The following is a 15,236-nucleotide window of genomic DNA, read 5'->3' as shown; positions in this document are numbered from 1 at the left end:
GCGAGAACCGTTTGTCATGGCCGGGACGACGATTGAGCCCGGCAAGAGCGCGATTGTTGATCTGCCGGTGTCGGTCCTGTCGGATCACACGCCCATGACCATGGCGGCGCACGTGCTGCACGGCCGCCAAGCCGGACCCACCGTGTTCATTTCCGGCGCCATCCATGGTGACGAGATCATCGGCGTCGAGATTGTCCGCCGCCTGATCCGCGCGCCGCAGATGAAGCAGCTCAAGGGCACGCTGATCTGCGTGCCGATTGTGAACGGCTTCGGCTTCATCAACCATTCGCGCTATTTGCCGGACCGGCGGGATCTGAACCGCTCCTTCCCAGGCGCCACCAAGGGCTCGTTGGCAGCAAGGCTGGCGAAGATTTTCATGACGGAGATCGTGTCCCGCTGCGATGTCGGGATCGATCTGCATTCCGCCGCCGAACATCGCGTAAACTTGCCGCAGATCCGCATTGATGGCGGGTCCAAACGGGCGATGGAGCTGGCTCAGGCTTTCGCCCCGCCGGTCATCATCGTCTCGAAACTGCGCGACGGCTCATTGCGCCAGGCCGCCCGCGATCTGGGCAAGGATGTTCTGGTGTACGAGTGCGGCGAAGCGCTGCGCTTCGACGAGACCGCACTGCGCATCGGCGTCACCGGCGTCATGCGTGTCCTCCGCAAGCTGGGCATGCTGAACCAGGACAAGCGGATGCGGACGCCCTTGCAGCCCGATATCAGCCAGTCGACCGAATGGATGCGGGCCCCGATGGGCGGTGTTCTGCGCGCCTTCAAGACGATTGGCGCTTGGGTGGAAAAGGGTGAGACGATCGCAGCCCTGTCCGACCCGCTCGGCGCCCAGGAGGTCGAGGTCCGCTCGCCGGCGACCGGCCTCATCATCGGCCGCACCATGTTGCCCATCGTCAATGAGGGCGACGCGCTGTTCCACATTGCGGAAATCGTCAAGCCGCTGACCGAGGATGGTCATACCGCGCTGGAACAGGCCTTCGAAGGCCATCCGCTGTTCGACGAGGACGAGATTCTCTGATCCGCGAGAAGAAACCGCCCGCGGACAGGGCATTGTCCGCGGGCGGCAATAAAGAGCGGGCCTATGGGACAGGGAAGGGGCGGCCCGGCTCCGTTTTATGCGATCTGCCGACTTAGTGCGTGTCGGGCATGATCACTTCATTGATGACGTGAATGACGCCATTGGATGCATCGACGTCTGCCGTTACGACCGTCGCGCCGTCGATCATCACCGAACCATGCGTCGCGTCGATATCGATCGTGTCGCCTTGGACGGACTCGACCGACAGGCGCTGACCGGCGAGGTCGGCGGCGAAAAACTCACCCGGAACAACGTGATAGGTCAGGATGGCGACGAGCTGATCGCGGTTTTCCGGCTGCAGCAGCGTGTTGATCGTATCTTCACCCAGTGCCGCAAAGGCATCGTCTGTCGGGGCGAAGACCGTGAACGGACCGTCACCGCGCAGCACGTCGACCAGGCCGGCGGCCTGAACGGCGGCGACCAGCGTGTTGAACGAACCGGCATTGACGGCCGTATCGACGATATCGGCTTGGGCGCTGGCATGGCTGCCATAGGCGTCCATCATCTTGGCTTTGATGATGGCCGTGTCGCTGTCGTGGGCCAGGGCCGGAGCCGTGAAAGCGGTCGCGGCGGCGAGAGAAATCATGATGTTGCGCATGTGAGTGCACTCCTAAGGTCTTCGGGGGGACAGGGCAGTCGTCGCCGCCCATGGCCTGCGGAATTGGCCGCAGACATGGGAGGATTACGGCCGCAACGCGCCGCCGGATCGCTGAATTAAACATGTTTAATTTTAGGGGTTTGCGCTGGAAATCAGGTGTCGCCGCGCTAGGGATCGCCGAACCCGCCACCGCCCGGCGTTTCAATCTCGATCATGTCGCCCGGCGATACATTGACCGAAAACAGCCCGTCCAGCTCGATCACCTCCCCGTTCGCCCGGATCAGGCGTTGCGCTCCGCACAGAGCATCGCCGCCGCCGGCCAGCCCGGCCGGCGCTTCGCGCCGGTGCGAAGACAGCAGCGCGACCTCCATCGTCTCAAGCAATTCCAGTCGCCGGACCGATCCGTCGCCGCCGCGATGTTGTCCGTTTCCGCCGGACCCTTTGCGCACAAGGTGCGCCCGGACGCGCACCGGATAGCGGCGTTCCAGCACTTCCGGATCGGTCATCCGGGAATTCGTCATGTGGGTGTGGATCGCATCCGTCCCGGCAAAGCCCTTGCCATCGGCGTCGACGCCCGCGCCGGACCCGCCGCAGATCGTCTCATAGTATTGATGCCGCGCATTGCCGAAGGTGAGATTGTTCATCGTGCCCTGCGCAGCGGCCATCCGTCCCGTTGCGGCAAACAACACATCCACAACCATCTGGCTGGTCTCGACATTGCCGGCCACCACTGCGGCGGGCGGCTTCGGGTTCAGCAGGCAGCCGTCCGGAATGATCAGCTCGATGGGTTTCAGACAGCCCTCATTGAGCGGAATCTGGTCACCAACCAGGCAGCGGAAGACATAAAGCACTGCCGCCCGGGCAACGCTCGACGGCGCATTGAAATTCGAGCCGAGCTGGGCGCTGGTACCGGTAAAATCGACCACCGCCGATCGCGCCGCAGCGCCCACCCGGATGGCCACGCAAATCTCGGCGCCATCGTCCAGCCGGATTCGCGCCGATCCGTCCTTGAGCGCACCGATGACGCGGCGGACCGCGCGCTCGGCATTGTGCTGGACATGGCCCATATAGGCGCGCACCACGTCGAGCCCGTGATCGGAAACCATCCGCGTCAATTCGGCAGCCCCCTTGGCACATGCGGCGAGCTGGGCTTTGAGATCGGCGGTGTTCTGGTCCGGATTTCGGGCCGGGTAGGGCCCGCCTTCGAGAATGCGGCGGACGTGACCGGTCTGGAACTGGCCGCCTTTGACGATCACCTCATTGGCAAAGGAAACGCCTTCCTCCTCGATCGAGGTCGAAAACGGCGGCATCGATCCGGGCGCGATGCCGCCGACATCGGCATGGTGGCCGCGCGCCGCGACATAAAACAGCCGTGCCCCGCTTTCGTCGTGCACCGGCACAACCACCGTGATGTCCGGCAGATGCGTCCCACCCTCATACGGGGCGTTGACGGCGACCGCATCGCCCGGACCGATGTCCGGATTCGCGGAAACGGCAGAGCGGACGCTGGCGGACATCGAACCGAGATGTACCGGCATGTGCGGGGCATTGGCGACCAGACCGCCCTCGGCGTCGAAGACGGCGCAGGAAAAATCCAGCCGCTCCTTCATGTTGACGGAATGGGCCGTGCGCTCGAGCGCGACGCCCATTTGTTCGGCGACCGACATGAAGCGCTTGTTGAACAATTCCAGACGCACCGGATCGAGCGCGGTCGACTCCGATGACGCAGCGGCCTGTGTCCCGCGCCGCATGACCAGCATGCCGTCGTCCAGCCGCTCGGCCGACCAGCCGGCATCAACGACGATGGTGGAATTCGGCTCGATAATGAGCGCCGGTCCGTCGAGCGCGGCACCGGGCCCGAGCCGGCCCAGATCGTGAACTGGCCAATCCGACCAGTTCGCGTCATTATAGACCGGACGGTGATCGACCGGCCCGGCGTCCGTCCTTTCCGGCAGGACGATGTGCCAGCCCGACGCGCCCGGGGGATCGGCCTCGGCCGTCGCCGCGACGGATTCGATCACGATCTCGCCCTCCGCGACAAAGCCGAACAATTGCCGGTGCGCCGCCGTGAAGCGCTCCACCGGATCGCCCGCATCGAGCGATACCGGTATCGCGGTATCGGACCCCGCCACCCGCAGGCGTAATTCGCGGTCGATCCGGACGGCGGTTCGGTCTGCCCCTTGCTGCGCCAGCACGCCGCGCGCTGCCTCTCCCAGCCGGTCCAGCGCCTGGCGTGCCGTCTCGAGATGCGTCGCAAGCGGAGCACCGATTGCCGCTTCCCGAATTTCACGCAGCTCGGCAAGTCCGATCCCAAGCGCTGACAACAGACCTGCATAGGGATGGATCAGAACGGTCGACATGCCGATCGCCTCGGCGACCTTGCAGGCATGCTGCCCGCCCGCGCCGCCGAACGCGGCGAGGGCGTATTTCGCCGGATCGACGCCTTCGCCGATCGAGATCTGCTTGATCGCTTGCGCCATGTTTTCGACAGCGACATCGAGAAATCCCGCGGCCGCGTCTTCTGCACTCGTAAGTCCCATCGCGTCGGCCAGCTCGGCGAGGGCCGCCCGGCTGGCCTTGGCATCCAACGGGCTTTGGCCGTCGGCGCCGAAACTGTTCGGGAAATGATCCGGCTGGATACGGCCCAGCACGATATTGGCATCGGTGACCGCGGCCGGCCCGCCGCGCCCATAGCCCGCCGGTCCAGGCATCGCTCCGGCGCTGCCGGGGCCGACCCGTGCCCGCTCGCCATCGAAGAACAGGACGGACCCGCCGCCCGCCGCGACCGTATGCACCGCCATCATCGGCGCGCGCAGGCGCTGGCCGGCGATCACCGCTTCGCCAACCCGGGCATAGCGCTCGCCGTCAAAACGCGAGACATCGGTCGAGGTGCCGCCCATATCGAAGCCGATGACTTGCGGAAAGCCCGCCTTCTGGGCGGTTTTTGCCATGCCCACCACACCGCCTGCCGGGCCGGACAGCACCGCATCGCGCGCCGCGAACCTCTTGGCCGAGGTCAGCCCGCCGGAGGATTGCATGAAGTAGAGCGGCGCTCCGTCAAGCCGCTCGGCGACCCGGCCGGCATAATCGCGCAGGACCGGGGTCAGATAGGCATCCAGCACGGTGGTCGAGGCGCGCGGCACGAGCTTGACCAGCGGGCTCGCCTCGACCGATGTGATCACCGTTTCAAATCCGGCTTCACGGGCGAGATCGGCAATATAGTTCTCATGCGAAGGATTGGCGGTCGCATGCATCAGCGCGATCGCACAGGTTTCGCATCCCGCGGCTTTGGCCGCTACCAACTCGGCGCGCACCGCCTCGGCATCGACCGGTGTCAGCTCGGATCCGCCGGCATCCATGCGGGCGTCGATCTCCACGACATGATCGTGCAGCGGCGCCGGGCGCTCGATTTTCATCGCGAAGATATCCGGCCGGGTCTGGTCGCCGATGAGCAGCAAATCGGCGAAGCCGCGGGTCACGACAAAGCAGGTGGACGCCCCCTTCCGCTCAAGCAGCGCGTTAGTGGCCACCGTCGTTCCCATTTTGACAGCTGCGGCCTTCACGTGGCGGTCAGGGTGAGTTCCGGTTGAATTCAGAAACCGCCGCACGCCTTCAGAGGCCGCGTCCACGTATTCCGGGCTCTCTGACAGCAGCTTCCGGGCCTGCAACCGGCCGTCCGGCCGCCGGGCGATAATGTCGGTGAAAGTGCCGCCACGGTCGATCCAGAATTCCCAGGTGCCTGACACGCCTTCTAATCCCCGCCACCGGACGTTACATGGAGGCGCGGAGACTAGACTCATGGGCTTCTGGCGCAAGCTGACAGATTTCATCACCGGACAGCCGGATCCCTTCGCCTGTGAAGGCGAGGATTGCGGCCCGGGCCACCGCGTCGATGATGCCGATTTTGCCATGGCGCTGATTGGACTTGGCGCCAAAATGGCGAAGGCTGACGGCGTCGTGACGCGCGATGAGATCGCCGCCTTCCAGCAGGTGTTCCGGGCGCCGCCGGAGGCCCGGGACGTGATCGCCCGCGCCTTCAATCTGGCGAAGGAAACGACGCTCGGCTTCGATGGTTATGCACGCCGTCTCGCCCGCCGTTTCCGCCATCATCCGGCGGTCCTCGAAGACGTCATGGACGGCTTGTTTCATATCGCGAAATCCGACGGTGTGGTCACGGAATCGGAGACCGAATACTTGCAAACGGTTGCCGATATCTTCGGCTTTTCGCCCATGGAGTTCCGCCGGATTCGCCTGTCGCACGGATTGATCGACGACAATGATCCCTACGCAATCCTCGGCATAGACCCTGATGTTACGGACGACGAATTGCGGCGGGCTTATCGCCGCATGGCGTCACGCAACCATCCCGATGCCTTGATCGCCCGGGGAGTTCCTGCCGAATTACAACGGCTTGCCGTCGACAAGATGGCGGCGATTAATGCCGCTTATGCGGCCATACGGGACGAAAGGGGCGCGCAATCCCGCTGAAATTATCGTGACAGGTGATTGACGCGGCGGGCGCTGGCCCCAAAATTGTAACCGAAGTGTTAAACCGCCTCGGCTGTGCCGAAAGGGGCAATGATGAGCCAGACACAAACCTTCCGTTTTCCGCACTCGGCCGGCAGCTGGCTGCGCGCGCTAATCGCCGCCGTTCTGGCGGTGGCCTTCTTTGGACTGGTCTTGATGTTTGCTGCAATCTTTGCGGCCGCGGCGCTCGTTGTGATTGGGGCGGCGATGCTGGCGGGCGGCGCCTGGTGGCTGTGGCGCAAGGTGCGCGGCCGTAAGAATGGCGACGATGATGATGGTGTCACCATCCTTGTCGCCCGGCATGGCCCGTCGGGCTGGACCGTAGACGGCAACGGCTCTTCGCGAGACTGATTTCGTAACACACTGTCACTTGGTGTTTTCCGGACAGCGGTATAGGCCGCTGCCATGGCGCTTCGCGATTTTCTCGCCTTCATGCTGGTTTGCCTGTTCTGGGGGCTGAACTTTGTTGTCGCGAAGTTTGCCGTTACCGGTGATCCGGGATGGGTGCCGGGCTTCAACGGCGTACCGCCTGTCGCCTTCGCATTCCTGCGGTTTGCTCTGCTGGCAGCTCTGCTGTTTCCCTTCCTCCGCCCTTGGCCGAAGCAATGGCCGGCACTCATCGGTGTGGCGTTGGGGATGGGCGCGGCGCAATATGCTTTTATCTTCATTGGATTGCAGACCGCCACACCGTCGGCCATGGCGCTGGTGCTGCAAAGCGGTGTCCCGATGGTGACCATCCTCTCGGTGGTTTGGCTCAAGGAACGCATTGGCTGGGTGCGCGGTGGTGCCACGGTGTTGGCCATTCTCGGTGTCGTTCTGGTCGTGGCCAATCCGGCGGAAATGACCCTTTCCGTCGGTCTGCTCTACGGCTTGGCCGCAGCATTTGTCGCGTCCGTGGCGATGATCCTGATCCGCCGGATCGATATGAAACCCATGCGCCTGCAGGCATGGATTGGCGTACTGTCAGCGCCGGCGCTCTTGGCCGGCACAGCCTTGTTCGAAACAGGCCAGGTGGAAGCTGTGGCCTCCGGCGGTTGGATGTTTCTGGCCGCGCTGGTTTTCACCGTCGTGCTGGTCAACATCTACGGCCACGGCGTGTTCTATTTCGTGCTCCAGAAATACGAGACAACGCTGGTCGCGCCGCTGACGCTGATGGCGCCCCTTATCGGCGTTGTGTCCGGAATACTTATCACCGGCGACCAATTTGGCCCTACACTGGTCGTCGGCGGGATGCTGACGCTCATCGGAGCGGGCATTGTCGCTTCGCGGCCCAATCGCGAATTGCCCAAGGCGCCGCTGGCGCGTGAGGAGGCTTTGTGAAGATCGTCGATGCGCCATCGCCCAATTTCAATGACCGCGACAAGCCCGTCAGCCTGATCGTGCTGCACTATACGGGAATGGAAAGCGGGCCGGCAGCGCTCGACCGGATGCGCGATCCCGGAACGCAGGTCTCCGCGCATTACATGGTCGAGGAGGACGGCCGTGTATTCCGCCTGGTTCCGGAAGACCGCCGAGCCTGGCATGCCGGTTTATCCGAATGGGGCGGCGAAACCGACGTCAACGGGATATCGGTAGGCATCGAGATCGTCAATGGCGGTCATGATTTCGGCCTGCCGGATTATCCTGCCGCTCAGATCACAGCCGTTATTTCGCTTACGAAAAAAATCATGGTGCGGCATGCGATCAAGCCACATCGCGTGGTCGGGCATTCCGACGTGGCGCCGGGCCGCAAACAGGATCCCGGCGAATTGTTTCCATGGGAGCGTCTGGCTGCTGCCGGTTGCGGCGTCTTCCCGCAAGCTCCGGCTCCGGCCGGTGACGCGCATGCACAATTGAGGACCATTGGCTATGGCTTTTCGGCGGGTGAGGCGGCCGTGATTGAGGCGTTTCAGCGTCATTATCGTCCGCAGCGGATCGACGGCGAGCTGAACGACGAGACGCGTGGTCTGATCGCTGCGGTAGCAGTCCTTACACCTTCGTCTTGACGTTCGCATTGAAAATAACGACATAACGCGCGGATCAGGTGGCCGGGCGGCCGCTCTTGCAGGGCCCGAAAGGGGGCAAGGGAGGAAAGTCCGGGCTCCGGAAAGGCAAGGTGCCGGGTAACGCCCGGCGGGGGAAACCCCAGGGATAGCGCCACAGAGAACAGACCGCCGGCCTCGGCCGGTAAGGGTGAAACGGTGCGGTAAGAGCGCACCGCCCCGACCGCAAGGAAGGGGGCACGGCAAGCCCCACCTGGAGCAAGACCGAATAGGGATGGACGCGGAGCAATCCGCACGCCCGCCTTACGGCGCCATCCGGGTAGGTCGCGTCAGGCAGGCCGCAAGGCGTGTCGCAGAGGAATGGTCGCCGCGTTTTTTCCGTAATGGAAAGAATGGCACAGAACCCGGCTTACAGGCCGCCTGATCCAAGTTTTCCACATTTATCCACAGATATGTTCTTTGTCTGTTCTTTTTGTGCGTTGCAGCATCTGGCGCGAATACTTGGCGGGCCTCTGAAAAAGTCGCGTTTCGGCCCGTTTCTCCATTGTTTCCCATCAATTCCCATGTTATCCCATTGTTAACCGCACGGGCTGCGGCAGGGGAGATTTTGGTGTTCGTATCCACCGCCACGAACGGAATTGATGGCAAGGGCCGCATTTCGGTACCGGCCGCATTCCGCTCGAATGTCTCCGGCGGTCCTTTCGACGGAATTTACGTCTGGCCGAGTTTTGACGGGCCATGGCTCGAAGGCGGCGGGCAGGCGCTGATGGACGACTATCTCGACATGGTCGAGGATATGGATCCGTATGACGAAGCGCGTCAGGCGCTTGAGCAGTCGATTTTCGGCGCCGCCCGGACCTTAGCCTTTGATGCCAATGGCCGCATTACCCTGCCAAAGGATTTGGCGGAGCATGCGGGACTTGACGGCAAGGCAACCTTTGTCGGCCTTGGCCGCCGGTTCGAAATCTGGAATCCGGAAAGCTATGAGACGCGCGCATCGTCCGCACGAACCTTTGCAAAAGAAAACAAGCTCAAGCTTCGTCGGCCGCGCCGGAGCGGCGAGGGGGCGGCATGAATCATGTTCCCGTCCTGTTGGATGAAGTCCTGCACGCGCTGGAGCCACGCGACGGCGCACTATACATAGACGGCACATTTGGCGCCGGCGGCTATAGCCGCGCCATTTTGGCTGCGGCGGACTGCCGGGTTCTGGGGATTGACCGCGACCCCTCTGTGCGGCCGGTCGGAGAGGATCTCAAGAAGGCGTCGGGCGGCCGGTTCGTTCTGGTCGAGGCGCCCTTTTCGCACATGAAAGAGGTCGTGGAAGAGGCCGGTGGCGATCTCGTGGACGGAATCGTCCTCGACCTCGGCGTTTCGTCCATGCAGCTCGACCAGGCCGAGCGTGGATTTTCATTCTCGAAGCCCGGGCCTCTCGACATGCGGATGAGCGGCGCCGGACCGAGCGCTGCGGACGCTATTGCCCAGCTTTCCGAGAAAGAGCTGGCTGACGTTTTCTTTGTATATGGCGACGAACGCAAATCGCGCCGCGTCGCCTCCGCAATCGTGCGACAGCGGACCGATCGGCCCTTCGAGACCACGGATCAGCTCGCCGAGACCGTGGCGCGCGCGATTGGTGGCAAGCCCGGCAAGACGCACCCCGCCACCCGCGTTTTTCAAGCGCTGCGTATCTATATCAATGACGAAATGGGCGAACTCGTCCGCGCGCTGCATGCAGCCGAGCAATTGCTCGCGCCGCTCGGGCGCATCGTCATCGTGACCTTCCATTCGCTCGAAGACAGGATCGTGAAGAGCTTTTTCCGTTCCCGCGCCGGGCTGGCTTCCGGCGGGTCGCGTCACATGCCCGAGTTTGATAAGGGCCCCGAGCCCTCATTACGCCTTCTCACCCGCAAGGCCGTCGAGCCGTCGGCCGAGGAGATTAACGTTAATCCGCGGGCTCGCTCAGCCCGGCTAAGAGCGGCGATTCGCACAGAGGCGCCCGCTTGGCCTCCCGAACACGCTCTTTTCCCCACCGCGCCGTCACTTGACCGGCTGGAGATGGCCCCATGATCCGTGCCCTCAACGTGCTTGCTTTTATCGTGGCATCCGTGCTGGCGGTCGCTTTGTATATCGCCAAAACCGAAGCGCAGGAGGCGCGGGACCGGCTTGCGGAAATGCGCTCCGACCTCGCTGAAGAACGTCGTCAGATCAACGTGTTACGGGTCGATATCGCGCATCTCGAAGATCCCGACCGGTTGCGGGCGCTGGCGCGCCAATATCTTGGTTTCGAACCGCTCGATCCCTCGCGTGAAGTCGCAATGTCGGATTTGCCGCTTCTGATCGAGCCGGCCAACCGGACCGTGTCCGTGGCGGGGCAGTCCGCTGATGAAGCCAATATCCGACAGGCCGGAGGACGGCCGTGATGTCCTTCTGGCGAAAGCGGAATGGACTTCGCCGGACGCTGCAAGCCTACGCAGACAGCCGGCCATTGCCGGAAGCCGCGCCTGACAATCTGACCCGCGTATTGCGCGTCGAGAATGAAGACGCTTCGATCGTGGAGGATGCGCGCCGCCGCATGGCGGTGATCGGATTTACGCTGGTGATTGCTTTCGGCGCGCTGGGATTCCGCGCTGTTGAACTGGCATTCGCTAGCGATGAGGCGGCGGCCGTCGTACCAGTGCAGGCCGAAATCCGCCGGGGAGATCTCGTCGACCGAAATGGCCAGGTGCTGGCAACAACGCTCGAAACCTGGTCGCTGTTCGCCGATCCGCAGCTGGTGTGGGATGCCCGCGAAACCGCGGAAGCATTGGTCACGGTCTTACCGGAGCTCAATGTAGAAGAGTTGACCGCTGATCTCTCTTCGCGCCGCCGCTTTGTTTGGATCCAACGCAATCTCACACCGCGCCAACGCCAGGCGGTCTTCGCACTCGGCATGCCGGGATTGGAATTCCGTACGGAACCGCGGCGGGTTTATCCGCGCGGCCGGCTGGCGGCCCACGCGATCGGTCATGCCAGCCGCGATCTGGAAGGCCTGGCGGGCGCCGAACAGGCGTTTAACTCCGCATTGGCGAATGATGGCGGCCGTCCCGTCCCGCTTTCGATTGACATGGGCGTTCAATTCCATGTCGACGAGGTCCTCCGCCGTTACATGGCAGAATTTCAGGCCCTGTCGGCAACCGGAATCGTATTGAACGTCCGCACCGGCGAGATCGCGTCTCTCGTATCCTTGCCGGATTTCGATCCAAACCGCGCTGCGCATGCGTCCGGCAGTGAACGTCTCAATCGGGCGCTGCAGGCGCGCTACGAGATGGGCTCGACCTTCAAAGCCTTCACGGTCGCGCTGGCGCTTGAGCAGGGCATCGCCGAACCGGGCGAAACGTTCGATGCAACGTCGCCGATTCGTGTTGGCGGGCACACAATAGAAGACTTCCATGCCGAAAACCGGGCGTTGACGCTGGAAGAGATCTTCACGCATTCCTCGAATATCGGCTCTTCACTGATTGCGATGGAAGCCGGCGCCGACGCGCAACGCGATTTGCTGAGGCGGCTTCGGCTACTGGAGCGCGCGCCTGTGGAGCTCGCCGAAAGCGCAACGCCACTCTTGCCGCGTCAATGGGGTCCGACGGAAACTGCAACAATCTCCTATGGCCATGGTATCGCGGTGAGCCCGCTGGCGGTTGCCTCCGCGTTTGCCGCCATCGCCAATGGCGGTGTCTATGTCCGGCCGACCCTCCGGCCCGTGCGGCCCGGGGAAACCATTGCCGGTGAACAGGTTTTCGCGCCGGACGTCGCCCAAGGCGTGCTCGATCTGATGCGCGAGGTCGTGGCCAATGGAACCGGTGGCCGTGCCGACGCAGCGGGTTTTCGCGTCGCCGGCAAGACCGGTACCGCCGAGCGGCCGGGCCGCGGCGGCTATGACGAAGACCGGCTGATCTCCTCGTTCTCGGCCGTTTTCCCCTACGATGACCCGCAATTCGTGGTACTCGTCGTGCTTGAGGAGCCGCAGGGCACCCCAGCGACCTACGGCTATGCAACGGGTGGGTGGACGGCCGCCCCCGCAGCGGGCGAAATCATCTCCAGGATCGCATCGATTCTGGGGGTCGAGCAGGAAGACGATCCGCTGACACGCGCGACGCTTGTGCGTGCGGCCCTGACGCCCGATCCCGAACCTGTGGTGAGACCGGACGAGTGAAACTGTCAGCATTGATATCGCCCGAATCCGTCGGCGGAACTGATGTCGAGATCGCCGGACTGACATTGGACAGCCGGGCCGTGAAGCCCGGCTTCCTTTTTGCTGCCCTCCCGGGTCTGAAAGTGCATGGCCGCGATTACATTCCGCAGGCCGTTGCAGCAGGCGCCGTCGTGGTTTTGACCGAGCCAGGTGTAGAGGTCGACGGGGCGATGGTGGTCCGTGACGGGGATCCGACGCGGCGATTTGCCGAGATCGCGGCACGTTTCTATCCGCGCCAGCCCGAGATGATCGCGGCGGTGACCGGTACCAATGGCAAGAGTTCGACCGTCGATTTTCTGCGTCAGATATGGCGCCGGGCCGGACTGGATGGGGCTAGCCTCGGAACACTCGGCGTCGCCCGCGGCGAAGGCTGGGTCGAAACGGGATATACGACGCCGGATGCGGCCGCCGTGCATCGGGCGCTCGACGCTCTCGCCGCGGATGGCTGTACGCATCTGGCGATGGAAGCCTCGAGCCATGGACTAAAACAAAAGCGTATGGACGCAGTCCGCGTGGGTTTGACGGCTTTTACCAATCTGACCCAGGACCATCTCGATTATCATCCGGACTTTGCGGACTATTTTGCAAGCAAGTTGAAGCTTTTTCTCGAACTCGCCGAACCGGGTTCGCCTGCCGTGATCAATGTCGATTCCGATTGGGGCGGCGACGTCGCGGAGAAATGCACCGCCCGCGGTCTGGAGGTGATCCAGGTCGGCTGGGGTGGACGCGACTGGCGGATTCGCGAATTGACACCCAAGCCGGCGAGCCAGATCGTCAGGCTTGAGATTGGGGGACGGAGCCACAAGATCGAATTGCCGCTCGTCGGCGAATTCCAGGTCGCAAACGCGGTTGGCGCAGCGGCCATGGCGGCAAAATCCGGCGTTGAACAGTCCGATGCGTTGGCGGCAATCGCCGAGCTAAAAGGCGTGCCGGGACGGCTCGAACTGGCGGCCCGCACCCCGGATGGAGCGCCCGTGCTCGTCGATTTCGCGCATACGCCCGACGGGCTGGACAAGTTGATCCGCGCCGCGCGCCCGCACACCAAGGGGCGTATCATCATTGTCTTCGGCTGCGGTGGGGACCGCGATCCGACCAAGCGCCAGCCGATGGGCGAAATCGCTGTCAAACTGGCGGATACCGTAATCGTCACGGATGACAATCCGCGTTCGGAAGACCCGGCAGCCATCCGCGCCGCGATTATGCAGGGCGCTGCCGGAGCGACCGAGATTGGCGATCGCGCGGCCGCCATCCGCGAGGCGCTTTCCGGGATGACCGCGGACGATACGCTGCTGATCGCCGGCAAGGGCCATGAAACGGGCCAGAAGATCGGCGACGTCACCCATCCCTTCGACGATCGGGAAGAAGCCCGCAAAGCGGTCGCGGAAATGGGAGGCGGTGATGGCTGATCCGCTCTGGACAGCGCGGGATGCTGCCGCCGCGACCGCTGGCCAGCTGGTGCCGGAGATCAACTGGACGGCGACGGGCGTATCGATCGATACCCGCACGCTCAAGCCCGGCGATCTGTTCGTGGCTTTGCAGGACCAGCGCGACGGCCATGATTTTGTCCCCGACGCCATGGCGCGAGGGGCCGCCGCAGCACTTGTGGCGCGCGCAGATTGCGGCCCCGGCAACAAGCTGGTTGTCGGCGAAACACTGGAAGGTTTGCGGGCGCTGGCACGGTATTCGCGCGATCGTTGCCGCGCGATCCGCGTGGCGGTCACCGGCAGCGTCGGCAAAACCACTGTGAAGCAGGCGCTGGCGAGCGTCTTTCGCAGCGTTGGCAGCGCCCACGCATCGCAAAAATCCTACAATAATCACTGGGGCGTACCGCTCACGCTGTCTCTGACACCGGCCGATTGCGATCGCGCCGTCTACGAGATGGGCATGAACCATGCGGGCGAAATCCGCGAACTCTCGACGCTCGCCCGGCCCCATGTCGCGCTGATCACGAAGATTGCGCCGGCGCATCTCGAAAACCTCGGATCGATGGAAGCCATCGCCGATGCGAAGTCCGAAATTTTCGAGGGCTTGCACGCCGATGGCGTCGCTGTCTTCCCGGCCGATGACGATTTCAGCGCACGGCTTCGGCAGCATGCCTCCCACAGCGCCGCGGCGTTTATGTTGGAATTCGGCCGCGCGGAAGGTGCCGCCATCCGGATTGAAGACTTTGAAACCGGTTTTGACGGCGGTCGCGGCCGCATGTCGGTCCTCGGTAAAGCCGTCGATTTTCGCGTGCCGGCGCCCGGTGCCCATTGGGCCTGGAACGCCGCCGCCATTTTCGCAACCGCAATCGCTGCCGGCGTCGACGCGGAAGCCACGGCCGATGCTCTCGCCGGCATTTCCGCCGGCGATGGCCGCGGCGCCACCCATCGTATCGCGCTCGGATCGGGCCATTTCACGCTGATCGATGACAGTTACAATGCCAACCCGGCATCCATGGCATCCGGTCTGTCAATCCTGGGCGCAACGCAGCCCGCCAAGGGCCGCCGGATTGCCGTGCTCGGCGAGATGCTGGAATTGGGCCCGGATTCGCCGGACATGCATCGCGCGCTCCGTGAGCCGCTGGATTCTGCATCCACCGATGCGGTTTTTCTCGCCGGTGAAGGGATGCGGCCGCTGGCGGACATTCTGCCGTCCGACCGGTTGATTTCGTTCGAACCGAAGGCCGACGATCTCAAGCCTGCGCTCGCAAGCTACATTGCACCGGGCGATGTGGTCTTTGTGAAAGGATCAAATGCTTCGGGCGTTCACAGAATTGCCCGAATGCTCGCCGAGGACGAACTCGGCGCTCGGGGACAGGGATAACAAAAC

Annotated in this window: 13 protein-coding genes and 1 other RNA gene; 12 read left to right on the top strand and 2 right to left on the bottom strand. The window is 63.5% G+C overall.

Going from position 1 to position 15,236, the window contains the following annotated elements; genetic code table 11:
* Window positions 1-16: 16 nt before the first annotated feature.
* Window positions 17-1,033 (top strand): succinylglutamate desuccinylase/aspartoacylase family protein, encoded by a 1,017-nt coding sequence (locus tag ACO08C_RS03445; RefSeq protein ID WP_421787582.1) that lies wholly within the window; start codon window positions 17-19, stop codon window positions 1,031-1,033.
* 112 nt (window positions 1,034-1,145) lie between these two features.
* Here ACO08C_RS03445 and ACO08C_RS03440 read toward each other — a convergent pair whose 3' ends face one another.
* Both ACO08C_RS03440 and ACO08C_RS03435 read right to left on the bottom strand, forming a co-directional pair.
* A complete protein-coding gene (locus ACO08C_RS03440) occupies window positions 1,146-1,691 on the bottom strand; it encodes a fasciclin domain-containing protein (RefSeq protein ID WP_421787580.1) in 546 nt (181 codons plus the stop codon).
* Between the two features lie 167 nt (window positions 1,692-1,858).
* Entirely contained in the window at window positions 1,859-5,491 is a 3,633-nt protein-coding gene (locus ACO08C_RS03435) for a hydantoinase B/oxoprolinase family protein (RefSeq protein ID WP_421787578.1), read from the bottom strand.
* On the opposite strand from ACO08C_RS03435, the gene ACO08C_RS03430 reads away from it, so the two are divergent.
* The 11 genes from ACO08C_RS03430 to ACO08C_RS03380 all read left to right on the top strand — a co-directional run bounded on the left by ACO08C_RS03430 (window position 5,490) and on the right by ACO08C_RS03380 (window position 15,230).
* The gene (locus ACO08C_RS03430) at window positions 5,490-6,179 is read left to right on the top strand and encodes a TerB family tellurite resistance protein (protein ID WP_421787576.1); all 690 of its coding nucleotides are present in this window, start codon (window positions 5,490-5,492) and stop codon (window positions 6,177-6,179) included. The two genes, ACO08C_RS03435 and ACO08C_RS03430, sit on opposite strands and share 2 nt — an antisense overlap.
* A 93-nt stretch (window positions 6,180-6,272) precedes the next feature.
* Window positions 6,273-6,569, top strand: coding sequence for a hypothetical protein (locus ACO08C_RS03425; protein ID WP_421787574.1), 297 nt, complete (start codon window positions 6,273-6,275; stop codon window positions 6,567-6,569).
* Window positions 6,570-6,623: 54 nt separating this feature from the next.
* Window positions 6,624-7,538, top strand: a complete 915-nt coding sequence (locus tag ACO08C_RS03420) for a DMT family transporter (RefSeq protein ID WP_421787572.1) — start codon at window positions 6,624-6,626, stop codon at window positions 7,536-7,538.
* Complete coding sequence (locus ACO08C_RS03415) at window positions 7,535-8,203, top strand: N-acetylmuramoyl-L-alanine amidase (RefSeq protein WP_421787570.1); 669 nt, start codon at window positions 7,535-7,537, stop codon at window positions 8,201-8,203. The genes ACO08C_RS03420 and ACO08C_RS03415 overlap by 4 nt, the downstream gene beginning before the upstream one ends.
* 34 nt (window positions 8,204-8,237) lie before the next feature.
* Window positions 8,238-8,628: RNase P RNA component class A (gene rnpB / locus ACO08C_RS03410), an RNA gene on the top strand.
* A gap of 182 nt (window positions 8,629-8,810) precedes the next feature.
* On the top strand, window positions 8,811-9,275 hold the full coding sequence (locus tag ACO08C_RS03405) for a division/cell wall cluster transcriptional repressor MraZ (protein WP_421787568.1): 465 nt from the start codon (window positions 8,811-8,813) through the stop codon (window positions 9,273-9,275).
* Complete coding sequence (rsmH, locus tag ACO08C_RS03400) at window positions 9,272-10,264, top strand: 16S rRNA (cytosine(1402)-N(4))-methyltransferase RsmH (RefSeq protein WP_421787566.1); 993 nt, start codon at window positions 9,272-9,274, stop codon at window positions 10,262-10,264. The genes ACO08C_RS03405 and rsmH overlap by 4 nt, the downstream gene beginning before the upstream one ends.
* Window positions 10,261-10,617, top strand: a complete 357-nt coding sequence (gene ftsL, locus ACO08C_RS03395) for a cell division protein FtsL (protein ID WP_421787564.1) — start codon at window positions 10,261-10,263, stop codon at window positions 10,615-10,617. Before rsmH ends, ftsL begins: the two co-directional genes overlap by 4 nt.
* Window positions 10,617-12,386: a peptidoglycan D,D-transpeptidase FtsI family protein gene (locus ACO08C_RS03390; RefSeq protein WP_421787562.1), complete on the top strand. Its 1,770-nt coding sequence runs from the start codon at window positions 10,617-10,619 to the stop codon at window positions 12,384-12,386. The genes ftsL and ACO08C_RS03390 overlap by 1 nt, the downstream gene beginning before the upstream one ends.
* On the top strand, window positions 12,383-13,831 hold the full coding sequence (locus tag ACO08C_RS03385) for a UDP-N-acetylmuramoyl-L-alanyl-D-glutamate--2,6-diaminopimelate ligase (RefSeq protein ID WP_421787560.1): 1,449 nt from the start codon (window positions 12,383-12,385) through the stop codon (window positions 13,829-13,831). The genes ACO08C_RS03390 and ACO08C_RS03385 overlap by 4 nt, the downstream gene beginning before the upstream one ends.
* The gene (locus ACO08C_RS03380) at window positions 13,824-15,230 is read left to right on the top strand and encodes a UDP-N-acetylmuramoyl-tripeptide--D-alanyl-D-alanine ligase (protein ID WP_421787559.1); all 1,407 of its coding nucleotides are present in this window, start codon (window positions 13,824-13,826) and stop codon (window positions 15,228-15,230) included. The genes ACO08C_RS03385 and ACO08C_RS03380 overlap by 8 nt, the downstream gene beginning before the upstream one ends.
* Window positions 15,231-15,236: the final 6 nt, after the last annotated feature.

The sequence above is a fragment of the Hyphobacterium sp. genome (assembly GCF_965229905.1).
In the GTDB taxonomy this organism is placed as follows: Bacteria; Pseudomonadota; Alphaproteobacteria; order Caulobacterales; family Maricaulaceae; genus Hyphobacterium.
The sequence above is the reverse complement of the archived record's forward strand: the minus strand, read 5'-3'. Positions and strand labels throughout refer to the sequence as shown.

What these genes read in the sequence shown, in the direction of transcription:
- ACO08C_RS03390 (WP_421787562.1), top strand. Translation starts at nt 10,617, where the DNA reads ATGTCCTTCTGGCGAAAGCGGAATGGACTTCGCCGGACGCTGCAAGCC.
- ACO08C_RS03445 (WP_421787582.1), top strand. Translation starts at nt 17, where the DNA reads ATGGCCGGGACGACGATTGAGCCCGGCAAGAGCGCGATTGTTGATCTG.
- ftsL (WP_421787564.1), top strand. Translation starts at nt 10,261, where the DNA reads ATGATCCGTGCCCTCAACGTGCTTGCTTTTATCGTGGCATCCGTGCTG.
- ACO08C_RS03440 (WP_421787580.1), bottom strand. Translation starts at nt 1,691, where the DNA reads ATGCGCAACATCATGATTTCTCTCGCCGCCGCGACCGCTTTCACGGCT.
- rsmH (WP_421787566.1), top strand. Translation starts at nt 9,272, where the DNA reads ATGAATCATGTTCCCGTCCTGTTGGATGAAGTCCTGCACGCGCTGGAG.
- ACO08C_RS03425 (WP_421787574.1), top strand. Translation starts at nt 6,273, where the DNA reads ATGAGCCAGACACAAACCTTCCGTTTTCCGCACTCGGCCGGCAGCTGG.
- ACO08C_RS03430 (WP_421787576.1), top strand. Translation starts at nt 5,490, where the DNA reads ATGGGCTTCTGGCGCAAGCTGACAGATTTCATCACCGGACAGCCGGAT.
- ACO08C_RS03420 (WP_421787572.1), top strand. Translation starts at nt 6,624, where the DNA reads ATGGCGCTTCGCGATTTTCTCGCCTTCATGCTGGTTTGCCTGTTCTGG.
- ACO08C_RS03435 (WP_421787578.1), bottom strand. Translation starts at nt 5,491, where the DNA reads ATGAGTCTAGTCTCCGCGCCTCCATGTAACGTCCGGTGGCGGGGATTA.
- ACO08C_RS03380 (WP_421787559.1), top strand. Translation starts at nt 13,824, where the DNA reads ATGGCTGATCCGCTCTGGACAGCGCGGGATGCTGCCGCCGCGACCGCT.